Below are 22,142 nucleotides of genomic sequence, written 5' to 3' on the forward strand. Positions count from 1 at the left end.
CAATCAAATTACCGACTTCAGCTTCCTCGGCTCGCTCACCAATCTGACCACGCTGCATCTCAACAACAATCAAATTACCGACATCAGATTCCTCGGCTCTCTCAGCAATCTGACCACACTCGATATCAGCAGAAATCAAATTACCGACATCAGCATCCTCGGTTCGCTCACCAATCTGACCACACTGTATCTCAACTACAATCAAATTACCGACATCAGCTCCCTCAGTTCGCTCACCAATCTGACCACACTGTATCTGTGCAGCAATCAAATTACAGACTTCAGCGCTTTGCACTCGCTCACCAATCTGACCAAACTCGATCTTCGCGCCAATCGAATTACCGCTATGTGCGTGTTAGGCGAACTGGCACAGAAACGTCTTACTCTCTCGACTACGCCAATTGATGCTCAAAAAGCCACAGAAGCAGTCAAAGTTACCTATGCCGCTATTGGCCTAGAAGAACCCTCCGTTATTATTTGCAGCAGTCATCGTGATGCTTTTCTCCAAATCTTCAACTTGTCAAAAGACGACCATTCACCAAACTGGTCAAACGAAGCACATGGGAATAGATTGGGGCAAAAGCTAGACTGGAAATGGATGTCCATGTCCCCATCGATTGTGAGAGACTTTACAAGTTCGGCGGTGTGGGAGTATGAGCTCCTTAGCATGACGATGGAGCCGGAAGCAGACAGCACACTGAACTCCCTAATGTACGAATTGGTTGAGGAATATTATCGATCGAAACAAACGATGGGGAATATTTTTACCGATTATTTGTTGGGCATCACATACGCTGAAAACCCCACGACTTTGTTTAAAGAAATCTATTTGACTCAATGGTATATCTCTTCATTAGGCGTCAATATTTCCCAAAAGGCACAAGAAATACATCACTGCCAAAACCTGCTTTTCGAGCAGTGCGGTTTTATATTTCCCTTTGAAAAAATTTGCTTTGTGTGCGATCGCCCGCGCCACCTGCGCTTTGACAGTCAAAACCGCTTGCACGCGGAAGGAGAACCTGCGATCGAGTTTGCGGATGGATGGAAGTTTGACTATTATCACGATGTCAGATTGCCTGAAAAATATGGTCAACTCCACCCAACTCAATGGAAATCCCAATGGATTTTAGCAGAAGAGAATGCCGAGCTGAGGCGGGTATTAATTGAAGGAATTGGTTACGATCGCATTTGTCAAGAGTTGCAAGCAAACCAAATAGATAGTTGGCAGGAATATTCACTATTACAAATAGATAATGCCGATGTCGAGCCGATTTGTTTGTTAAAAATGACTTGTCCGAGTACGGGATTCATTCATGCTTTGAGAGTTCCACCTAACCTGGCATCAGCTAGGGAGGCAATTCGCTGGGTAAATTGGGATATCGATCCAGAGGAATTTTCCGTGCAGACTTGATATAGGAGAAGGAAGAAGGAAGAGGGAAGAAGGAAGAAGGAAGAGTTAATATTAGCAAGGATTTCAGCGATCGATAATGTCTTTGTTTTAATTTCAGAACGGGGCTGACAATTCAGGGAAGAACGGCTAGGCTAGTTGTAGAATTCTATTTCCATGCCAGGGATACACCGCATCAAATTTCTTTCACCCTCCAAACATGGCAAAACAACTAGCAATAGAAACTCGCGGGCTGACGAAACAATTCGATCGCCATATAGCCGTCAATGACATCGATTTGCAAGTAGCAGCAGGCGAAGTATGCGGACTGATCGGCCCCAACGGTGCCGGCAAAACTACTTTGCTGCGAATGCTGGCGGCGGCTGAGGAACCGACTATAGGGGAAATTTACATCAACGGGGATAGGTTATTGCGCGATCGATCGCACCCAATTCTCAAACAGCGCATCGGCTTTCTTCCCGACGACTTTCCCCTCTACGACGACTTGACTGTTTGGGATTATTTAGACTATTTTGCCCGACTCTACAACCTCCAGCAACCGCGCCGCCGAGAGCGAATCAATTCCGTGTTAGAACTCGTGCAACTAACCAACAAGCGCAACAGTTTAATTTCCACCCTGTCGCGGGGGATGAAACAGCGCCTGAGTTTGGGGAGAACTATTATCCACGAACCGCTGTTGCTGTTGTTAGACGAACCCGTTTCTGGCTTAGATCCGATCGCCCGAATGCAGTTCCGCGAAATTATCAAAGTTTTGCAAGAAGCAGGCATGACCGTAGTCATATCATCTCACGTCCTCAGCGACTTAGCCGAACTTTGTACCTGCGTCGGCATCATGGAACTCGGATATCTGGTCGAAAGCGCACCGTTACAAGAACTTTACAAACGCCTCAGCCGCCAGCAAATTTTCATGTCGGTTTTAGGAAATAAATTAGAAGCGCTAACATCGGCATTAAAAAACTTTCCTTGGGTGGAAAATTGGGCAATAATCCCGGAAACTCAACAGGTGTGCGTTGATTTTTCAGGAAGCCCGGAAGATGCCGCAAATTTATTACGCGAACTCGTCGCCGCCAACATTCCCCTAACCGAATTCCACTGCACTCAAGAAGACTTAGAAACCATCTTCCTCAAAATGGGACACCAGCAAGCATCCTAATTTGCTCGTTTCCTGTTTACCAGAATAAACAGTGAGTTATAACTGAGTCGTCACCCATTCCTAATCACCAATAACCAATGACACTCCACTTACTAGACAAAATAGGCAACTGGAATCCCCAGTTATTTCGAGAAATCAAAGGCCGCTTGAATACTGGCAATATGGCGATCGCCTCTGCCCTTTCCCTAAGCGCTCAACTGCTGCTGTTCATGTCTGTCAGCGCTCAGATACCCGTTCCCCCTCCTAATGGGGAGTACACTTACCCCATCTATCACAGATTTTGCTCTTTAGATAACGCCCATCCCTATGAAAAAATCTGCGTCAGAGATGCCTTCAGCAACTTTGTCATTAACTGGCGGGAGTGGTGGCTAGAGATATTCGTTTGGCTGAGCATATTTAGCGTCTTAGCTTTATTAGTAGCAGGGACTTATCTACTTGTCAGTGACTTAGACAAGGAGGAACGCCGCGGCACGCTCAACTTTATTCGCCTCAGTCCCCAGTCTGCCAAAACAATTTTTATCGGCAAAATCCTTGGCGTCCCAATTTTACTTTATCTAGCAGCAATTCTGGCCGTACCCCTGCACCTGTACGCTGGATTAGCTGCTCAAATACCTCTGAATGAAATTTTATGTTTCTACATAGCAGTTGCAGCTAGCTGTGCTTTATTTTACAGCGGTGCGATGCTATTTGGATTGACAACCAGTTGGTTGGGAGGATTTCAACCTTGGTTGGCTAGCGGTATGGTTTTTGTGGTGTTTGGGATTTCTGCGCTCCCGTTCACACGAACTGCTTGGGATTTGTTAAAATTTTTGTCTCCCCTTGCTATCCTGAGATATCAGCTTTTTCTAGTTGATAGAGGTGAGTTCGATTCGTTAGTTGAAGACTTAGACAAGCTGCAATGGTTTTACTCGCCAGTGGGTACAAATATTGCGAGTGGCCTTGCTTTGTCTCTCTTGGTTTGTGGTACAGGAACCTATTGGCTGTGGCAGGGATGGCAGCGCCGCTTTCCCAATCCCAGCACCACAGTTTTGAGCAAGCGGCAAAGTTATTGGCTAGTTATCTGCTGTCAGCCAATAATTTTAGGGTTTGCACTCCAATCAAACCCCCTATCAGGCACGAGTCTCCCCACCTTACTGATCTTGAATTTGCTGATGTTTGTTGCTTTAATTGCAGCTTTAACATCTGACAGACAATCTTTGTACGATTGGGCGAGGTATCGGAAACAAATCGTTCCCACCAGTCAGAAGCTGTGGCGACGCTACCCACTACTCGATTTAATTTGGAGCGAGAAAAGTCCCGCTATAGTTGCGATCGCGATTAATCTCCTCAGCTCAGTAATCATTTTAACACCTTGGGCGCTGTTGGAAAAACCTCAGATCAACGAATTTGGTGGGGTAATTTGCTGCCTGAATCTTATCCTAATTTACGCAGCCATCACCCAACTATTCCTATTGACAAAAACCAGAAATCAGGAAATTTGGGCCGCAGGCACTGTCGGTAGCGCTCTCTTGTTGCCACCTCTGATTTTATTTATGCTCTTGCTAACCCCAGAAAAAGCTCCTATTCTCTGGTTGTCTTCAACATTTGTTGGCTTTTGGTTTTCGTCTTCGTCTTCTTTCCCAGCATCAGGAAATACCATTTTGTTCTCCATACTCAGTCAGTGGAGTGTCTTGGTGTTGTTGAATATCAAATTGCGATCGCAACTCAAACTCGCAGGGCAATCAGCTTCTAAAGCACTGCTGAAAGCGTGAAAAAGCCGGGAAGAGTTCAAACGTGAAACTCCGATTCAGGCAGGGATTTAAACCTCTGCCTGAAAGCTTAAGTCGTCTGAAAACGACTGTTTAACTAACTTATTATGCTAATTCCGCATTTATAATCAACTTTATATTGAGCAATGGTGGTCACCGCTACACAGACAAAGCCCACCTTGGCAGGCTTTAAGATTAAAGTTGACAAATAATTTCTGACTGGACAGATCCAAACTTATAGAGTCAGCGTATATTACTAATGAACGCACTACAAAATTTCATGGGTTCGCACCATTAAAAATTTCAGCTTGCAGTTGAGCTGCGATCGCCCTTGGCTACACACCCAACTATAAAATACGCCTAAGTGATCTGTATTTAGGAGTGGGTTTATTGGAATTTGGGGGCAGGTTTATATATCATTTTAGCTGCGTGTAATACTTTTATGGCAAGCCACCCTAAAGCCGAAAATAAGAAAAACTATCCTAAAAGTGCGACTTTGTGATATTTTGACTGAGAATGCCGCCGCCGTTAGGCAACAGAAGTATCAAATTTAGAGGGTAATTAGAACATGGCAGAAATTAGAGACACCGCCCAAGCAAACTTGCTAGCAGGAACTCCAGAAGATGACCTGATTTTTGGTTTGATGGGCAATGACACCATTGCCGGAAACTCTGGTAATGACAGCATTTATGGAGGTAAACAAAGCGATTTAATTGAGGGCAATTTAGGTCAAGATTCGCTTTTTGGAGATTTAGAGAATGACACTATTAACGGCGGAGACGGTAACGATTTTTTAGTGGGCGGAAAAGGCAGCGATTCCATATCGGGCAACTCCGGGAATGATGTTTTGTCGGGCGATCGAGATACTGATGTCCTGATAGGCGGAGACGGGGCAGACCTATTTGTTTTGAGGCGCTACGCTGAGGCTGACCCTTCTCGCACCAGTGGCGGTGTTAGTTTGGCAAATGCCGACGCGATCGCCGATTTTGCACCCGGTACAGATTTAATCGGTTTGGGGGAAGGTCTCAGTTTTAGCGACTTGAATATTCTGGAAGCTGGAAACGATACTGTTATTCAAGACCGGGTAACAGGAGAATTTCTCGCTACTCTCAGAGGGGTGAGACAAAGTGCGATTAACCAGGCAAGTTTCACTAATAGTATTGGCAGCGTTGTTCCCAGCCCCCCGCCTCCCGCGCGGACAACAGCTTATGCTTTAACTCCTGCTAATCGGATTGTCGGTTTTAGTCTTTCCAATCCGGGAAGTGTGATCTCAGATTTGCCCGTGACTGGATTGCAAGCGGGAGAAAGTTTGCTGGGAATTGATTATCGGCCAGCTAACGGTTTGCTTTACGGTGTGGGTTCTAGCAATCGCTTGTATACTGTCAATCCGATGACTGGGGAAGCAAGTCCAGTCGGTAACGGGCAGTTTGCTGTTCCCCTAACTCCGGGGGCTGCGGGTTTTGATTTCAATCCGACGGTCGATCGAATTCGGTTTGTCAATGAAGCCGATCAAAACGCCCGCCTCAACCCGGATACCGGGGCACTTGTGGATTTTGACACGCTGGCGGGGGGAATTCAACTCGACGGGAATTTGGCTTATGCTGCGGGCGATCGCAATTTTGGAAGTTCTCCGGCTGCTGCTGGGGCTGCGTATGTGAATAACTTTGCCGGGGGTACTTCGACAACGCTGTTTGTAATTGACAGCGATTTGGATGTTTTGGTGCGACAAGATCCGCCGAATAATGGAGTGTTGAATACGATCGGATCTTTGGGAGTTGATGCTACTAGCGTTCTCGGCTTTGATGTCAGGAGTATTGGCGGCCGCGAGGTGGCAGTGGCGGCGCTGGAAGTTGGTGGCATTTCCGGCTTGTACAATATCAATTTAAGTAGCGGTCAAGCTTCCTTTGTCGGTCAAATTGCCGACGGGAGACAGATTAACGGTTTGGCTTTGCCTTTGCCTACAGCTTACGCCTTAACTGTTAGAAATGGCGCTGAAACAATTGTCGGTTTTAACGAGGCGGCACCGCGGGCGATTCTCAGTGACGTGGCAGTTACAGGGTTGCAGCCGGGAGAAAGTTTGCTGGGAATAGATTTTCGCCCCGCTAACGGTGTGTTATACGGTGTGGGTTCTAGCAATCGCTTGTACGCGATCAATCCCGTGACTGGGCAAGCAAGTGCAGTCGGTAGCGGACAGTTTGCTGTTCCCCTAACTCCGGGGGCTGCGGGTTTTGATTTCAATCCGACAGTCGATCGAATTCGGTTTGTCAATCAAGCTGGTCAAAACGCCCGCCTCAACCCTGATACTGGGGCACTTGTGGATTTTGACACGCTGACGGGGGGAGTTCAACTCGACGGGAATTTGGCTTATGCTGCGGGCGATCGCAATTTTGGCAATCCGGGCGCGGCTGCTGCTGCTGCGTATGTGAATAACTTTGCAGGGGCAGCTTCGACGACACTGTTTGCAATTGACACCAATTTAGACATTTTGGTGCGGCAAGATCCGCCGAATAATGGGGTGTTGAATACGATCGGGTCTTTGGGAATTGATGCTGGTACCGTTCTCGGCTTTGATATCAGGAGTGTTGGTGGTAACGAGACGGCTTTGGCTGCGATCGAAGTTGGCGGAGTTTCCAGCCTATACAATATTAATTTGACGACGGGTCAAGCTTCGATAGTCGGTCAAGTTGGTGACGGGCGAGGGATTAAAGGCTTAGCACTGACTTTGATTTAACTGCTAGATTCCCAGCAATTTTAGGCATCAATTATGTACTTTTTAGGTAGAAACTTGAAAGAAACTCAACTTTTCTACAGTCTGAAATTGTAAGTCTAAAATCGTTTGGGCAATTCCAAATTCCCAATTTGAGGTAACATATTATTTTGCCAACCAAGATAATATGTTATCTCAAGTTTTTTACTTGCTACGTTCCCGCAGTGACGGCAAATATCTGTCCGCGAATCCCAATCCAGATGCGGCAGTGAGTTACCTGCTGATGTTTCGCGAAGACTATGACGCTTTGAGCTATCTCAACGCCCACGCTGCTGATGTTGCCGATCGATTCGGAGTAGAATCGATTTCCGGTTCTCAGGTAAAAAAGCTACTTGAACGTTGGGGATTTAACGGTGTGGGGGTTGTTCAAGACCCGCTGTTACCCAATATTGAGTTTTTATTGACAAAGGATTGACAATTGACAAGATTTGCTATTCACCCGGTTTCAGGAAGAAATCGGGTTTTTTTGTCAAGTTTTGAGCCGATCGCCCGATCGAGCTTGTACACTTCTGTGCCCCATATCTAGTGCAAATTGTCAAATATATTAACCTTTTACCCTAAATCTGAATCCTGTTGTATATTCGTAGTCTGTTGATATATTCCGACACGTCAGTACACAACCTATGGTTCGAGAATTAGAGCGATCGAGTGCCAGCGAGAAACGCAACCTGTCCGATTTCCCCGAAACAGCACCCGCAGCCAATCCAGTATTTTTTAGGACTTACAGTCGCCGTACCGAGACGGGAAGGGAGACTTGGGCCCAAGTGTGCGATCGAACAGTCAAAGGCTTGCAAAAGCTGGGAAACCTCACCCCCGAAGAAACACAACTGCTGCACCGGATGCAAAACCAGCTCAAAACCCTCGCTTCAGGCCGCTGGCTGTGGGTAGGTGGCAGCAAATGGATCGAACAACCAGAGAATTTTTCCGGCGCATATAATTGCTCCTCAACAAATATTCTCGACTGGCGTTCCTTTGGCTTGTTGATGGATTTGGCAATGATGGGCTGCGGCACTGGGGCAGTCTTGGAACCACAATATATCAACCAACTGCCGCCGATTCGCAACCGTTTAACCCTAACCATGCAAGGCGAAATCGGCTCTACACCCGCCCAGTCGCGCCGTCAAGAAACCGAAGTAAAAATTGCAGAAAAAACCGCAACTATTTATGTCGGAGATTCTCGCCAAGGTTGGGTAAAATCCTATCAAACTTTGCTGGAATTATCCACAGATGAAAGATTTGCAGGAGAAGTTCAAGTTTTCATCGATTTGAGCGACGTTCGCCCGGTGGGAGAACCTTTAAAAGGTTTTGGCGGAGTAGCAAATCCGGTGAAATTGCCCGACCTTTATCAGCGCTGCGCCGCTATTTTGAATAAAGCTTTAGGGCGACAGTTAAATTCAGTGGAATGCTGCGTGTTGATAGATGAAGCGGCGGTGACAATTGTTGCTGGCAATATTCGTCGCAGCGCGGGGATTCGTCAATTTGATTCTAGTGATGAACTGGGCGCAAATGCTAAAAATAATCTGTGGCAGCAAGATGAAAATGGCAACTGGAAAATCGACCCCGATCGAGATGCTTTGAGAATGGCAAATCACTCTCGCGTTTTTCATCATAAACCGACGCGGGAAGAGTGTATTGATGCCGTTCGCCAACAGTATTATAGCGGAGAAGGTGCGATTCAATGGTCTGGGGAAGCCATAGCAAGATCTAACTGTGATATCTTAACAAGTCCTGAACTCAAGGATGAATTTCTCAAAGCCTACGCTCTTGGCAACAGTAAGCATTGGTTGCAAAAGCATTATCCTCACATTTCTGAAACTGAAATCAATCACCGTTTGGCTCGCTATGGTTTAAACCCTTGTCATTCGGGCGACACATTAGTTTCAACTGACCAAGGATTAGTCCCTATCAAAGATTTAGTTGGCAAGCATTTTAAAGCCTTAGTTGATTTGCGGTCTGTGGGACTAGATGGGTTGAAATTAACTGATGCGATCGCCTTCTCTACTGGTGTACAGAATACGTACTCTATCACACTAGAAAATGGGCTTCAGATGAGATGTACTGCTGACCATCAACATTTTACCGATCTAGGTTGGGTAGCAACCAAAGACTTAACCCCCGATCGCGCTATCTTCATCCAGAGAGGAGAAGGGAGTTTTGGCAAAAGTACGATCGCAGTCACTCAAGCTCAAATGTTAGGTTGGTTGTATGGAGATGGTTCAATTTACCAAGGATCTAAAGGCTTAGACGCAGTATTCTACATGAATCAAAAGGAATATTCAACTGTATTTCCTGTTCTATTTGAAGCCGTTGAATCTTTGACAGGCTATCGCCACAAGCCCAGTATAGTTAAAGGAGTCTATACTTTTCACAGTGGCTCACCTTTGATGCACTCATTCCTTGAAGAATTAGGGATTCAGTCTAAAGACTGTTTGCCGAATACATTTCTATCTCAATCAAAAGAGGTAATCATTGGTTTCCTTCAGGGATTGTTTTGTTCCGACGGTAGCGTGAGTATTAAAGCAAAGCACATAGAACTTCGTAACCGTTCTCAGGAATTACTGAAACAAGTTCAACTATTGCTGCTCAACTTGGGAATCAAAAGCAGTTTAAAAATCAAGGAAAAACCAGGTGGTAAAGGAGTTCCATATACTTTAAATGATGGCACTGAGAAAGTCAGTAATAACCGAGGCAGTTGGCGAATCATAATTTACTCAGGAGAGGGAGCCAAAAACTTCTGTAAATTGATTGGTTTCCCACTTGTGCCAGAAAAACAACAGCGTTTAGAGCAACTTGCTCTCAAACTGCCAACCAGGAATTACAGCGAAGCAGTTGTCAAACAGCGCTATACTTCAAAAGTGAAAAGTGTAAAAGAGTTCGGAGAAGAACCAGTCTATGACCTCCATGTTCCCTTAACTCACTCTTTCATTGCTAATGGTTGTATTACTCACAATTGTGGGGAAATCATCGGCTCGAATTTTCATTGCAACCTTTCGGAGGTTCACCTCAATCAACTTGACCCTTACAATTTCAAAGAACAGGAGGAAGCTTTCACCGCCGGAGCTCTATCTGTCGCGGTACTTCTCAATCACAAATTTCTTGAACCCCGCTATCAATACAGCCGCGAACTAGACCCGATTGTCGGCGTATCTTTCACGGGATTGTTCGATTTCTTCGTTCACGCTTTCGGCGTTGAGTGGCTGCGCTGGTGGGTGGAAGGCCGCCCGCAAACTCCGCAAGGAATCGCTTTTAAACAGCGGGAAGAAGAGTATTTGAGTGGTTGGCGGGAGATTGTGAATCGGGTAGTATGGGATTATTGCGATCGCCATTCCTTAAAACGCCCAAATCGCTGCACAACGGTTCAACCATCGGGTACTAAATCTCTGCTGACAGGTGCTTCCCCCGGCTGGCATCCGCCGAAAGCCCAGCGTTTCATTCGCCGCATCACTTTCGGCAAAAACGACCCCGTAGCCCTCGCCTGCATCGACTACGGATACAACGTGATTCCGTCTCAATCTGACAAAGATGAAAACGGCAATTTGCTGAACAATCCCTTCGATGAACGCTGTACAGAATGGCTGGTAGAAATACCTGTTGCGGTAAGTTGGGCTGACTTGCCCGGTGCTGATGAAATTGACATTAACAAGTTCTCAGCGGCGGCACAAATGGACTTTTATATGCAAGTGCAAAAGTTCTACGTGCGGCATAACACCAGCGCGACTATTGAGTTGCGAGAAAATGAAGTTGAAAGTTTTGGCACTAGGATTTACGAAGCGATTCGCGATGATGAAGGCTACATTTCCGCAGCGCTTTTAGCTCGGTTTGATGCTCTTGAAACTTTCCCGCGTTTGCCCTTTGAACCGATAAACAAGGAAACTTACACCAAGATGGTGGAAGAGACTTTGGCGCGCCGCGAAATTGAGGTTTTTCATGCGGCACTAAGTCGCTATGACTTAGGTGAAATGATGGATTCGGGGCCGGCGGGCTGCGATTCTGATAAGTGTTTGATGCCGGAGACTAAATAGATTTAGCGATCGGCTTAATTATGAGAAATCCCCAAAGCCTGGGGATTTCTTTTTTTGAGTTGTACAAAAATGCTAAATAAAAACTGCGCTCTGTATTGACATTAGCTGGCGAACTTGCGAATATGATCTATAGAAATACGTCGCAGCAAATATATAACAAAAACATGAATGCAGACGAATATATCCTGCAATTACCCCATATCGGTTTAAAGAACAGAGCTATACTTCCCGAACTATCAGGAATATATTATGTTATAGACGAAAATTATATAATTTGGTACATAGGAAAAGCAAAGAATCTACGTACCCGCTGGGCAGGTGACAGCCACCACAGACTCGATCAACTACAAAAGCAACGAAAAAAGCTGTTTACCATCTATTACGAGTTAGTGCCTGAATCGCTACTTGATGCTACAGAACAGGAGCGTATTGAGCAGCACAGCCCGCAGTTGAATGGAACTACAGTCAAGGTTAAGAAATTACGTCCCACAGAAACACTTTTACGGGAAACGCTAGCTAACCTTGCCCCTTACAGTTTTATATTAGGTGTAGAATCAGCCCGAAAACAAGACCTGAAGTTCATAGAAGATTCTCTGTATTGGCGAGATAAGGGGAGAGTTAAGAAGGCTATTTTGCCTTTGACTGTGATACATATTTGCATAAATGTAAGCGAATTATCGACCGGGACAAGCGGGAACTCAGCGATACGTTTCATCAGAAATATTTTTAGGAAGCGCAGTAATTATTCAAAAAACTGGGAGTCGGCTTCTAAATACAAAAACAGGGCTGAATATTCAGTCAAAGTATTATTAGTTAATGGCTTCGTTATAGAAGTATGTGGAATATGGCAAGAAGCATTAAAATACATTCAAGACTATGAGTTAACTCAACTGGCTAATGTAGATATGAGGGCTGTGGATGAAGCTTCTTTAGTTATTATAAAAAATAAGTGTTTACTTAACTGCGAAGCGGGGGTATTTTTAGCTCCTGACAACCGAGATTATCCATATCATGAGTTTTGTCGCAAGGCAATAGAACGAATATATCCTTATAAACAAGATTTGGTTAAACTACTATTTAATGAAGAAATCGCTCTAGTAAGTAAGCCGCAAGTATTGCCAACAGATACCAGAACCCTACGCGATAGTAAAACGGGTCTTCTTGTCCGGCTAGCTAACATTGCTGATAAGAAAGGATATATGACGGCATTGTTAAGGGAACGCGGTCTTGACTTAAATCTTTATCGGGTTAACAAGTATTTAGAGTCCATACCAAAAGATGATAATTACATAGACAACATCGGAGATACAAGAATGACTGTCTTTATCAAGCCATTTCTTTGGAATCTCCCAGAAGTTTATTTGGCAGCCACAGTAGATAGAGTGTTTTGGTTACTGCTAGAAACTTACCTGTCGGATTTTACTAAAGTAAAGCTAAACGCAGAAGAAAGATATACAAGCAAAGCCTATGTCTCGCCTCGAAGATTTATAGTACCTGCGACACTGACTGTCACCTTAAATGGGAAATGGAAAGCAGGCATCCCATTTGGTTCTAAAGATGATATGTCATATAAAGCAGTTGTAGATATTATCACAAGTCGCTTACAGGCAAGCGGAATACCTAAGCTAAAGTTCTCGTTCACATTAGATAGTATACGCAGCTAGTTACTCACAAATCAACAGTAATATCATTTATCTCTATTTGAAATCTCTATTTGAAAATATCTTTCCGCTTTGGCAGCAGCAAAGTTACGCTTAAATAAACTGCTGCGTGCAATCCTAAAATTCCCCAATTCAAAGCTAAGTTTTGCCAAGTCGGTTCGTAGACTGCGCTTTTCTCGAATAAGTGCGGTAAGATTGTGCGATCGGGCAATCTTACCGCACTTTTCTCAACCGTTCACATAATAATCCCGCGTTCCCTTCGCATTCATCGCTTCTCCGAGTCGATTTAACCCGTACACGTAAGCCGCAGTTCTCATGGAAATTGAAAATTCCTGAGATTTTTTCCAAATTGCCTCAGTTTCTTCGACCATTTTGTGCTTCAACCGCTGATTGACCTCCTCCAGCGTCCAATAAAGTCCGCTGCGGTTTTGCACCCACTCAAAATAACTAACTGTTACGCCTCCGGCATTGACTAAAATATCAGGGATTACCTGAATTCCCCTCGCTTCTAAAATCAAATCAGCAGCAGAATCAATCGGCCCGTTAGCTACTTCAAAAATAAACTTAGCCTTAACATCATTAACATTGGCTTCTGTTATTTGATTCTCCAAAGCGGCTGGAACCAGCACGTCTACATCTAATGCTAAAAGTTGGTCATTTGTCAAGATTTCGTGTTCGATAATATTGCAAACAGAACCTTCGCAGTAAAGGGCTTTGATACCTTTGTTAGAGTCTTTAAAGCCTCGAATACTGGGGATATCCAGCCCTTGTTTAGCATAAATTCCCCCTTGGGAATCGCTGACAGCAACAACTTTGTAACCTGCTTTCCACAGCAGTTCAGCTATTTCGGCACCTGCATTGCCAAAACCTTGTACTGCTACAGTCGTATCTTGAGGATTTAGCTCAAATTTGGGTAAGATAGTTTCTACTACAAAAAAAGCACCCATTGCTGTTGCCGTATCTCTGCCCAAACTGCCGCCAATTGTCACTGGTTTTCCAGTCACCACCGCTGGAGAAAGCTGACGCTTAATAATATTGTACTGATCCATCATCCAACCCATAATCATGGGATTGGTGTACACATCCGGCGCGGGAATATCGACATCGGGGCCGATGAAATCTGCGATCGCATCCACATAGCCCCGGCTCAACCGTTCCAATTCCAGTTTAGACAATTCCTTGGGATTGAGAGTAATTCCGCCCTTTGCTCCTCCAAAAGGCAAGTTCAAAACTGCACATTTAAACGTCATCCAAAATGCTAAGGATTGCACTTCATCAAGGGATACTCCCGGATGATAGCGAACTCCTCCTTTAGACGGGCCTCTGGTATTGTCGTAGCGCACCCGATAACCTTGGAAAATTCGCAGGGAACCGTCGTCCATCCGCACGGGTATCGATACAATTAAACTGGATTTGGGGTGTTTCAGCCGTTCGATCGTATCCTCGGAAAGCGACACATATTTTAAGGCTCGTTCTAATCGGCGGCTGGCATCGGCAAATAATGATTCAGACATAAGAAGTTAGTTGAGTGTTGACTGTTGTCAGAGAGAAGAAGGCTTCGAGTGCTTAAGCTAATTTAATCACAATCCTGGTTGAATGCTGTCAACTGTCAAGGGTCAACTCTTCACAAACTGCCTTGTGTCGATCGACAATATCGCAGTGCCAAGCAGGATTAAGCAGATACACTTACAATAGAGGGTGATATTTAAGCTCAAGCCTCAATTTGAGTTCGCTCGCTCAAATCAGTGCCAGCCATCAGGGGAATTAAAATCTGAAATAGATCGAGGCTTTAGCTGACGTTAGAAACTGAATTATTATTATGGTTGGACTCCTAGCCGCACTCTCTGCGTCTGCGGCAGGGGGTATGAGAATTGCCCTGCCCCTGCTGTTAATTGGTTTGTTGCGGATTGACAAACTTTGGTCGGAAATACCTCTATTGTCGGGGGTTCCCCCCCAGGTGGCTATCACCATCTTGGTGAGTTGGTCGCTGTTAGAATTATTTGCTTCTAAAACCTTTGTAGGACAGCGGGTACTGCAAATTGTGCAAATTATTTTCAGCCCCATTGTAGGAGCAATTATGGGAATTGCGATCGCTCAAGTAAGTTTGATCGACGAAATTATTGCTCACCCTTGGATGCTGTGGATAATTGGTATTGTCGGAGGTTTGTTGGCTTTAGTGCTGCAACTGGTACAAGCAGGATGGTTTTATCGGCTGCGGGGTTTGCCGATTTGGGTGATTTTCCTCCAAGATGTTCTGTGCATTTCCTTGGTTTTGTTTGCCTTTGATGCCCCGCGGCAGGGAGGGTTATTTGCTATGATGCTGCTGTGGCTGGCAATTCGCAGTTCTAAAGAGTGGTATCGCTGGTACAAAAGTCAGGGAATACCGGGCGATAGGGGAAATCCCCGCCGCCACAAGCGCGATCCTGATTAGTTAGTAATTAGTTATTGGTAATTAGTTATGACTTATTAGTCATATCATTTACGGTTGTTTCGGAATGATTTAACCGCAGAGGGCGCTGAGGAAGAGAAGAGAGAGATGAATAATTCCGATCCCAACGGATTGGATATCATTAGTCATGTGTAACAACAGTCAACAGTCAACTGTCAACAGTCAACTGTCAACTGGCAATTTAAAGCAATCCGATCGAGTGTAGCGGGCCCTGACCCGTAATTAACTCCAGCAATAGTGCCACAAAACCAATCATCGCCACACGACCGTTCCACACTTCCGCCCCCGTAGTCAAACCCCACTCCCACTGCTCTTGAGGATACATTTTCACTCTCTTGGAAGGGCGTATAACATCGGAGAATTTGACGCTGGGAGATTCGATCGACTCGATGACTAAATCGGCCAAGGCTTCAATAAACACCGGATGAGTATTCAGGGCGGGCACTCGGTAGAAATTTTTAATCCCCGATTCTTCTGCTAATTCTCGATACTCCATGTCAATTTCTTGCAGAGTCTCGATGTGTTCGGAAACAAAACTAATTGGAACTACCAACAAATCTTGCACTCCATTCTCTGCCAATTCGGTTATGGCGTCTTCGGTGTAAGGCTTGAGCCATTCCACCGGGCCAACCCGACTTTGATAAGCTAGAGTGTGTTCGTTCGATCGATTCAAATGTTCCATAATCAGACGAGTGCAATCTTCAATCTCGCGCTGATAGGGGTCTCCAGCCTCTTCTACGTAGCTGAGGGGGACGCCGTGGGCGCTGAAAAAGATGTGAACTCGATCGGGATTCGGATTGTGGTCTAGTTGTTGGGCTATCAGTTCCGACATTGCCTGAATGTAACCAGGCCGCTGATACCAAGAAGGAATCGCGGTATATTGTATATCCTTGAGGGCAGGATCTTTGCCCCACATTTCTTCTAGCTGCCGGAAGCTAGAACCGCTGGTGCTGATGGAAAATTGAGGATACAGCGGCAAGATTGTCAAATGTTCAATGCGATCGCGCTTAATTTTGCCGATCGCCTCTTCGGTAAAAGGATGCCAGTAGCGCATCCCCACGTATACTCGAGCATCCTGTCCCTTTTTTTGCAAGAGTTCTTGCAGGGCTAGGGCTTGTTCCTCGGTAATTCGCCGCAAAGGAGAGCCGCCCCCGATTTGGCGGTAGTTTTCCTGGGATTTTTGAAAGCGCAGGGTCGAAATCAACCAGGCGAGCGGTTTTTGCATCCACGGAAACGGAATGCGAATGATTTCCGGGTCAGCAAACAAGTTGAACAGGAAAGGACGGACATCCTCGATTTGATCTGGCCCGCCCAAGTTTAATAGCAATACTCCCACACGACCCATAGCGGTTACAGCTCTCCCATCGTCTCAGTTCTGTTACTTATCTTTATCATATAACTTAATAATATCTTAAGTCGATAGCAAGGTATACATAATTTTGACTATGGCAACAATTTTTAGAGATTTAAGTTATCGGTATCAGTGTCTCTAGGATTGCGATCGCGCGTCTGGCTGCTTTGAGCGTAGGCGGCCATCCTCGTTTGGGTCACAACGGGCAAGGAAAAATGTACCATCAGCCAATTATTATTTAGAAGCTTTTGCCGACTGTCAGTTTGACCGAAGTACACAGCAGCGTTGCGATGCACTAAATGCAACGGGCGCAATTGCGACAAATCTTTCAGGAAGTATACCGCGTGCTCAATCCCGGTGGTCTATTCATTTTGGTAGATTTTCATCGGCATACAAATCCGGTATTTAGGCGAGGGTTGGCTGTATTTTTGTGGTTGTTTGAGACTGAAACTGAATTGGGGAGTTTGTTGGCAGAGGTGGGATTGCGATCGTAAAATTCCGAAGAAACTCAACCACCCAAACTTTATGCTGGCGGCAGCATTCAAGTAATCCAAGTTCAAAAGTCATATCAAATCCGGTAGCATGGTCGGGCGTCAAATCCAGTCAACCGTCAACAATCACCGAGGGTGCAACCGGAATTGATCTAATTAATCTGCGTTAATCTGTGTTTATCTGCCCTCATCTGCGGGAAAAAAAAGAGAATGTATTCACCGCAGATGACAATGAATTGACGCTGATTCACGCAGATAAATAGAAGAGATATTTGAATAATTCCGAGCGTAACAAATTTGATATCATTTATCAACAATCATTGGTAGACACAATTGCCTTTTCTTGTAAACAATCGGGACAAGCATCGCGTTTATCTGGGTTTATATGCGGTTTACCTATCACTAAAAAAACTCGGCAATAAGTCTACTAATGACTCATGACTCATAACTAAACAAACTTTTTTGCTTCTGCCAAAGCCGCATCAAACTTGAGCAATACATCCTTTTCTGTGTGAATAGCTTTCTCTTGTTCCAGCAGCGGGCGGCCAAAGCGAAAAATGCCGTCCTGCTCTACGTGGTCTACATAAGGCAGCGTTTCTGGATGCGGCAAAAATTTTCTGCCGATTGTGTACGGCGTGTGGAAAGAAAAACTAAAATCAGGAAATTTGTCGCTTTTGATTTCGAGATAGTAAAGCGAGTAATAATCTTTGGTTTCGCAATACAGACATTCGCGGCACTTATTTACAACTTTGCGGTTCTGATAGAAAAAATCCCACTTGTCCCAATAGTAGCCATCTTTCATCATTTCCTGGTGGTCGTCGCACAGTTCGAGATATAATTTGTCAGAATCCGCCGGACGGTAGAAGTAAAGCATGGCGTAAGGCATTTCAATCAGTAACTTGACTGCTTGATTTTTTCGCTGGTACCATTCCTGCTGGTGAGTTTCGTAGACTTCCTTATATTTAATTGCTTTAAAGCTGTTGAGCTGATTTTCTTTGGCCCAGCGCGACGCCCAAACTGTCCAGTAAGCTAGCTGGAAGGTTGCTGAAATTTCCGCCGAACCTTGTTCTTTCCAGTCGGCAATGATTTTTTCCCAAGCTGAACTAAAAGCTAATCGCGATTCTTCGTTTTCTTCTGGCTTTTCTGTATTGATTGGGGTGGGTATTTGGTGATTATTTTTAATCAGCCCTTTGGGTTCTTTGCGCCAATTATTAATATCGGTTGGCGTTAGACTTAAGATGAATCTTCTGTCGTGAACGGGATATTCTAAATGGATTCCTGATTTGCGGAAAGAGCGGTATTCTAAAATAGGGAGTTTGTCTTGTTCAATCCACTGCTGGCGTTCTGCTGGCGAACACTTGAGTATTGTTTCTAATTCAACGGGATCGACGGCTAATTCACTTTTGAATGTCTCCCAAAATCTTTCTTGTTCGGCTGGATTTGCTTCTAGCAGGGATACAATTCGGTTGACGAGATGATCGGTTTGGTCTTGGCAATTTTCGGGAAGTCCTAAAAAGTCGAGGAGTTTGGTCTTGAGTATTCGTCTGGCTGAGATTAGCTCGGCTAACATGAGAAGCTCCAGTAGAGTCATGACTTGCGCCCTTGAACTGGCAAGATTTGTGCAAGTCTTATATATCTTAATAGATTCTCCTGGGTTGTTGGCAATTGAAATGTCCGCGCGAGCGAAGCGATGCCGATCGCGCGTGCGAACCCGTTGCGGTAGGGTATCGCCGAACCTCCGCCCCCTCCCTAAGCTAAAATACTCAAAGCTAGACCAAAAAGCCGATCGACCTTTTGCCCTTTTTGGCTAAAATCGATAATTGCGATCGCGCACCCACAAACTCACAGGCACAGCATGGCCTGTTTTGTCAACCTTTACTTCTACCAAAAAAGATTGTCGCTGCTTCCTTTGAGCTTCGCTAATCTCCTGATTGACTTTTTCCCTTTCATCCTCTGGCATATAATAAGTTTCTAAGCCGTATTCCATCTGCCAACCGTTATATTTGCCCTTAATTGCGATTTGATTGGCGGGCAAATTGGTGGGATTTTTCAGACTGACGCGGACGGGTTTCCAAGCTTGGGGGCGACCGGGATTAGTCGCGGCTTTTGGCGCTTCTAAGATTACATAAAAACTGGTTTGTGGCTTGACATTTTGCGTATTTTGTGGACAAGCAACTCCGGGCGGACAAGGTGTTTTTTCGGCAGGTAAATCTTTCCAGCCGGGGAGTTTTTGCAGATTGGTGCGATCGGAAATATCATAGCTCAAAACTTGGTAATATCCGCGCAAAAAGTCGTAAGGGTCTACTGGTGCTGTTTGCAGGACAACTGTTTTGCCAGTAATAAAAGTGTAAACGGCGGTGGCGGGTACGGCGGCAATTAGTCCGATTTGCAAGAGTAAAGGAACCCACAGCCGCCACGCGGGAAGGCGTTTTGCTTCCGGGGGAAGCTGAAACGCATTTGTTGTATCTGGATTTTCAACTAATAAGTCAATGTTGTTTGTGTTCATATTAGGTATGGGCTATATTGTTTACGGTTGTTTCGGAATGATTAAACTGCAGAGAACGCAGAGGGCACTGAGTTAGAAAAGAGAGAGATGGATAATTTCTATTCATCGGGGATTTTTGCGAAGTGGCGCTCGAACCACAAACCCGCAGCAATTACGCCAATCCCGCACAAAACAAAGACAAAAGATTTGAGCAACAATCCTGTGTTATATTCAAACACTCGGCTGATAATTTGCAGGGTGATTAATACTATGCCTCCCCAAAAACTCCGGCGGTTTCCTAATGCTAAACCTTCTCGTATTAAGCCGACAGCTAGCAGAAACGATAAAACATTAAACAGGAAAGTCGCTAATTGCGGAATGGGAGTAAAACTGAGGTGAAAAAGCGGTATAAACGCGCTGGCGAGGATGAAAATGCCGATCGCACTTGTAGTCAAATCCACTGCTTTTTGTTTTGGTCGCCGCAGTTCCAAACGTCCCAAACGCAGCCACTCAAACACTGTGAAACCGCCCAAAACAACCACATTTGCCAGCAAAATCCAATCGAGCTCAGTTGGCGCAGGATTCGGCGAATCTTGCCAAAACCCGTAGAAAGAAAGAACATAAAATACACCGGCGAGAAACAGCAGCGCTAAACTGCGGGCGGTAGGTTGAAATAGCCTGCTGCGTACCTTCGGCCAGATTGCATCGTCGTATCCCCACAGCAAAGCGGGCGGTAGGGCACAAAAAATTGCTGCACCCCAGGTGGGATTTAATCCTTGGACAATAGAAACTTGTAGGGAGAAAATTATCGCGATCGCACTTATGGCAAAAATAGCACGCGATCGACACCAATAAGCCAGTGGCACAAACATTATACTGGCTGCGATCGGCATTTGCCGCACTAAAACTTCCAGCCAAGAAAACTCGACTTTGGAAGACCAATCTAACACGGCAAGCCAATAGCCTAAACCGACTAAAAGTGCGGACAAAACGCCCAAGGAAGTCAACCGCAAACTGTAAGCCATTCCGAGCACGCCGATTCCCCAAGTGAGGTAAAGTCCGTAGGAAGAACCGCCAATGTGAAACATTTGTGCCATCAAAGCCATATTTGCTCCTAAAATCAGAGCTCCTAACAGCAACAATCCTTGACCTAGGAGTTTGTTTCGCCCTATTGTTATGGGCAAATTGAGATTGGAGTTTTGGCTTCGGGATGGGGGAATTCGCCATAGATAGAAACCCGCTGCATTGACTGCTACGAAAAGACTTAGCAGCAGCGCAACTCTCACTTCTCGCGACCAAACTTGCCAGTTTGCCGCTACAAAGGTGATGACTCCTATACCGAGGAGAATGCCGCCGAGACTCATCAGAATGCTGAGGAAACGGTTGCGGGAGGCGGTTTCGAGTGTGTTGAATTGGTAGCGTTCCGAAAGTTGTTGGTAGAATGAAGTATCGATGAGTCCTTCTGCTTGCCAGAGTTTGGCTTGTTCGCGCAACTCGCGTCGAAATTTATCTGAAATCATTGTTTATATTCCAGAGGATTTGAACTGTGATAGTTTTTAATATGTCACTTGTGGGTTGATTGTCGATGGAGGCTGGGACACCTGTCTAACTTGCACAGCAGATTTGATTGAGATCCTTCGGCGGTTGAAACCGTTTCTATAGCAATCCTAAATCATTCAGATAAATTTGTAGGGGTAGTGCCCCCGTGCCTACCCCCTATTTATCGGGGCAACCACGGGGGGATTGCCCCTACAATAATTACGCAAATCATTTAGGATTGCTATATATAAACAAACTCCCAGCAGCAAGGGACGAATAAATTAAGGAAGGTAATTTTATGGTACAAGCTGAATCTAAAAAATTAACTTTTGACGAGTACCTTAATTACTCAAATGATACGGATCAACGCTATGAGTTAATTGATGGGGAGTTAATCGCTTTGCCGCCAGAATCTGAACCTAATAATTTCATTGCTAATTATCTATTTTTCTATCTGGCTAGCAGCGGGCTAGTGCCACTTAGACTGATTAAAACGCATAATTGCGAGGTTCAAGTTGCCGTTTTGCGATCGGGAGATGCCGCCAACCGCTACCCCGATTTGATAATTCTGGAACCTGAACACATTCCGCTGACAGCAAACAGGCTAACTATCACTTTCGATATGTTGCCTCCTCGGTTTGTTGTGGAGGTAGTCAGTCCGGGTAGACTGGGCAGGGATCGGGATTACGAGCGCAAACGAGCTCAGTACGCAGCGCGGGGCATTGCAGAGTATTGGGCGATCGATCCAATTGAACAAGTAGTGACAGTTTTGCGGCTTGAGAATGGGCAATATGTTGAGGTTGGGGTATTTCGGGATGGAGAGGCGATCGTATCTCCGATGTTTCCACAGCTAAGTTTGACGGTTCAACAGATTTTGAGTGGAGAGGTTTAAGGGCGGATCAATAGCTAATTGTTTAGCATTCATCTAATCACCTACCGATTAGTGAAAATCTCCACTCTCAACCTGATTGAGGCCATGTTTCAATCCCTGATCATTGGTAACAAGTTAGAAAGGAGTAGATTTTGTCAATACCTCTTTCTGCAGAAATATTATGGAACAATAATGAT

At 45.2% G+C, this 22,142-nt stretch carries 15 protein-coding genes and 2 pseudogenes; 11 read left to right on the forward strand and 6 right to left on the reverse strand.

Going from position 1 to position 22,142, the window contains the following annotated elements:
* Positions 1-43 precede the first annotated feature (43 nt).
* The 8 genes and pseudogenes from QUA77_RS29430 to QUA77_RS25280 form a co-directional block, all read left to right on the forward strand.
* Positions 44-295: pseudogene (locus QUA77_RS29430) on the forward strand (leucine-rich repeat domain-containing protein); the annotation flags it as partial.
* Positions 296-907: 612 nt separating this feature from the next.
* Positions 908-1,411, forward strand: a pseudogene (locus QUA77_RS29435) (DUF6745 domain-containing protein); the annotation flags it as partial.
* 196 nt (positions 1,412-1,607) lie between these two features.
* Entirely contained in the window at positions 1,608-2,561 is a 954-nt protein-coding gene (locus QUA77_RS25255; RefSeq protein ID WP_333453233.1) for an ABC transporter ATP-binding protein, read from the forward strand.
* A 77-nt stretch (positions 2,562-2,638) separates the two neighbouring features.
* Entirely contained in the window at positions 2,639-4,312 is a 1,674-nt protein-coding gene (locus QUA77_RS25260; RefSeq protein ID WP_333453235.1) for a hypothetical protein, read from the forward strand.
* 565 nt (positions 4,313-4,877) lie between these two features.
* On the forward strand, positions 4,878-7,040 hold the full coding sequence (locus QUA77_RS25265) for a DUF4394 domain-containing protein (protein WP_333453237.1): 2,163 nt from the start codon (positions 4,878-4,880) through the stop codon (positions 7,038-7,040).
* A 163-nt stretch (positions 7,041-7,203) separates the two neighbouring features.
* Positions 7,204-7,491, forward strand: coding sequence for a hypothetical protein (locus tag QUA77_RS25270; RefSeq protein ID WP_006630975.1), 288 nt, complete (start codon positions 7,204-7,206; stop codon positions 7,489-7,491).
* Positions 7,492-7,699: 208 nt separating this feature from the next.
* The gene (gene nrdJ / locus QUA77_RS25275; protein WP_333453239.1) at positions 7,700-11,098 is read left to right on the forward strand and encodes a ribonucleoside-triphosphate reductase, adenosylcobalamin-dependent; all 3,399 of its coding nucleotides are present in this window, start codon (positions 7,700-7,702) and stop codon (positions 11,096-11,098) included.
* 164 nt (positions 11,099-11,262) lie between these two features.
* On the forward strand, positions 11,263-12,762 hold the full coding sequence (locus tag QUA77_RS25280; RefSeq protein WP_333453241.1) for a hypothetical protein: 1,500 nt from the start codon (positions 11,263-11,265) through the stop codon (positions 12,760-12,762).
* A gap of 46 nt (positions 12,763-12,808) precedes the next feature.
* Here the strand turns inward: QUA77_RS25280 and QUA77_RS25285 are convergent, their stop codons facing one another.
* Together QUA77_RS25285 and QUA77_RS25290 are read right to left on the reverse strand one after the other, a co-directional pair.
* The gene (locus tag QUA77_RS25285; RefSeq protein ID WP_333453243.1) at positions 12,809-12,970 is read right to left on the reverse strand and encodes a hypothetical protein; all 162 of its coding nucleotides are present in this window, start codon (positions 12,968-12,970) and stop codon (positions 12,809-12,811) included.
* Between the two features lie 16 nt (positions 12,971-12,986).
* The gene (locus tag QUA77_RS25290; protein ID WP_333453245.1) at positions 12,987-14,273 is read right to left on the reverse strand and encodes a Glu/Leu/Phe/Val dehydrogenase; all 1,287 of its coding nucleotides are present in this window, start codon (positions 14,271-14,273) and stop codon (positions 12,987-12,989) included.
* Positions 14,274-14,578: 305 nt separating this feature from the next.
* Between QUA77_RS25290 and QUA77_RS25295 the strand changes: the two genes are divergently transcribed.
* Positions 14,579-15,190, forward strand: coding sequence for a DUF4126 domain-containing protein (locus tag QUA77_RS25295; protein ID WP_333453247.1), 612 nt, complete (start codon positions 14,579-14,581; stop codon positions 15,188-15,190).
* A 199-nt stretch (positions 15,191-15,389) separates the two neighbouring features.
* Here QUA77_RS25295 and hemH read toward each other — a convergent pair whose 3' ends face one another.
* The gene (hemH, locus tag QUA77_RS25300) at positions 15,390-16,553 is read right to left on the reverse strand and encodes a ferrochelatase (RefSeq protein ID WP_333453249.1); all 1,164 of its coding nucleotides are present in this window, start codon (positions 16,551-16,553) and stop codon (positions 15,390-15,392) included.
* Positions 16,554-16,858: 305 nt separating this feature from the next.
* Here hemH and QUA77_RS25305 point away from each other — a divergent pair, with 305 nt between their 5' ends.
* Positions 16,859-17,053, forward strand: coding sequence for a class I SAM-dependent methyltransferase (locus tag QUA77_RS25305; protein ID WP_333453251.1), 195 nt, complete (start codon positions 16,859-16,861; stop codon positions 17,051-17,053).
* A 445-nt stretch (positions 17,054-17,498) separates the two neighbouring features.
* On the opposite strand, the gene QUA77_RS25310 is transcribed toward QUA77_RS25305, so the two are convergent.
* From QUA77_RS25310 to QUA77_RS25320, 3 genes are all read right to left on the reverse strand, one after another.
* Positions 17,499-18,641, reverse strand: a complete 1,143-nt coding sequence (locus tag QUA77_RS25310; protein WP_333453253.1) for a hypothetical protein — start codon at positions 18,639-18,641, stop codon at positions 17,499-17,501.
* Positions 18,642-18,857: 216 nt separating this feature from the next.
* Positions 18,858-19,556, reverse strand: coding sequence for a GDYXXLXY domain-containing protein (locus tag QUA77_RS25315; protein ID WP_333453255.1), 699 nt, complete (start codon positions 19,554-19,556; stop codon positions 18,858-18,860).
* Between the two features lie 98 nt (positions 19,557-19,654).
* Entirely contained in the window at positions 19,655-21,055 is a 1,401-nt protein-coding gene (locus QUA77_RS25320; protein ID WP_333453257.1) for a DUF2157 domain-containing protein, read from the reverse strand.
* A 317-nt stretch (positions 21,056-21,372) separates the two neighbouring features.
* Here QUA77_RS25320 and QUA77_RS25325 point away from each other — a divergent pair, with 317 nt between their 5' ends.
* Positions 21,373-21,966, forward strand: a complete 594-nt coding sequence (locus tag QUA77_RS25325) for a Uma2 family endonuclease (protein WP_333453259.1) — start codon at positions 21,373-21,375, stop codon at positions 21,964-21,966.
* Positions 21,967-22,142 lie beyond the last annotated feature (176 nt).

This window comes from Microcoleus sp. K5-D4 (assembly GCF_036704575.1).
GTDB lineage: Bacteria > Cyanobacteriota > Cyanobacteriia > Cyanobacteriales > Microcoleaceae > Microcoleus.

What these genes read in the sequence shown, in the direction of transcription:
- QUA77_RS25265 (WP_333453237.1), top strand. Translation starts at nt 4,878, where the DNA reads ATGGCAGAAATTAGAGACACCGCCCAAGCAAACTTGCTAGCAGGAACT.
- hemH (WP_333453249.1), bottom strand. Translation starts at nt 16,553, where the DNA reads ATGGGTCGTGTGGGAGTATTGCTATTAAACTTGGGCGGGCCAGATCAA.
- QUA77_RS25280 (WP_333453241.1), top strand. Translation starts at nt 11,263, where the DNA reads ATGAATGCAGACGAATATATCCTGCAATTACCCCATATCGGTTTAAAG.
- nrdJ (WP_333453239.1), top strand. Translation starts at nt 7,700, where the DNA reads ATGGTTCGAGAATTAGAGCGATCGAGTGCCAGCGAGAAACGCAACCTG.
- QUA77_RS25260 (WP_333453235.1), top strand. Translation starts at nt 2,639, where the DNA reads ATGACACTCCACTTACTAGACAAAATAGGCAACTGGAATCCCCAGTTA.
- QUA77_RS25315 (WP_333453255.1), bottom strand. Translation starts at nt 19,556, where the DNA reads ATGAACACAAACAACATTGACTTATTAGTTGAAAATCCAGATACAACA.
- QUA77_RS25255 (WP_333453233.1), top strand. Translation starts at nt 1,608, where the DNA reads ATGGCAAAACAACTAGCAATAGAAACTCGCGGGCTGACGAAACAATTC.
- QUA77_RS25290 (WP_333453245.1), bottom strand. Translation starts at nt 14,273, where the DNA reads ATGTCTGAATCATTATTTGCCGATGCCAGCCGCCGATTAGAACGAGCC.
- QUA77_RS25310 (WP_333453253.1), bottom strand. Translation starts at nt 18,641, where the DNA reads ATGACTCTACTGGAGCTTCTCATGTTAGCCGAGCTAATCTCAGCCAGA.
- QUA77_RS25295 (WP_333453247.1), top strand. Translation starts at nt 14,579, where the DNA reads ATGGTTGGACTCCTAGCCGCACTCTCTGCGTCTGCGGCAGGGGGTATG.
- QUA77_RS25270 (WP_006630975.1), top strand. Translation starts at nt 7,204, where the DNA reads ATGTTATCTCAAGTTTTTTACTTGCTACGTTCCCGCAGTGACGGCAAA.
- QUA77_RS25325 (WP_333453259.1), top strand. Translation starts at nt 21,373, where the DNA reads ATGGTACAAGCTGAATCTAAAAAATTAACTTTTGACGAGTACCTTAAT.
- QUA77_RS25305 (WP_333453251.1), top strand. Translation starts at nt 16,859, where the DNA reads ATGCAACGGGCGCAATTGCGACAAATCTTTCAGGAAGTATACCGCGTG.
- QUA77_RS25320 (WP_333453257.1), bottom strand. Translation starts at nt 21,055, where the DNA reads ATGATTTCAGATAAATTTCGACGCGAGTTGCGCGAACAAGCCAAACTC.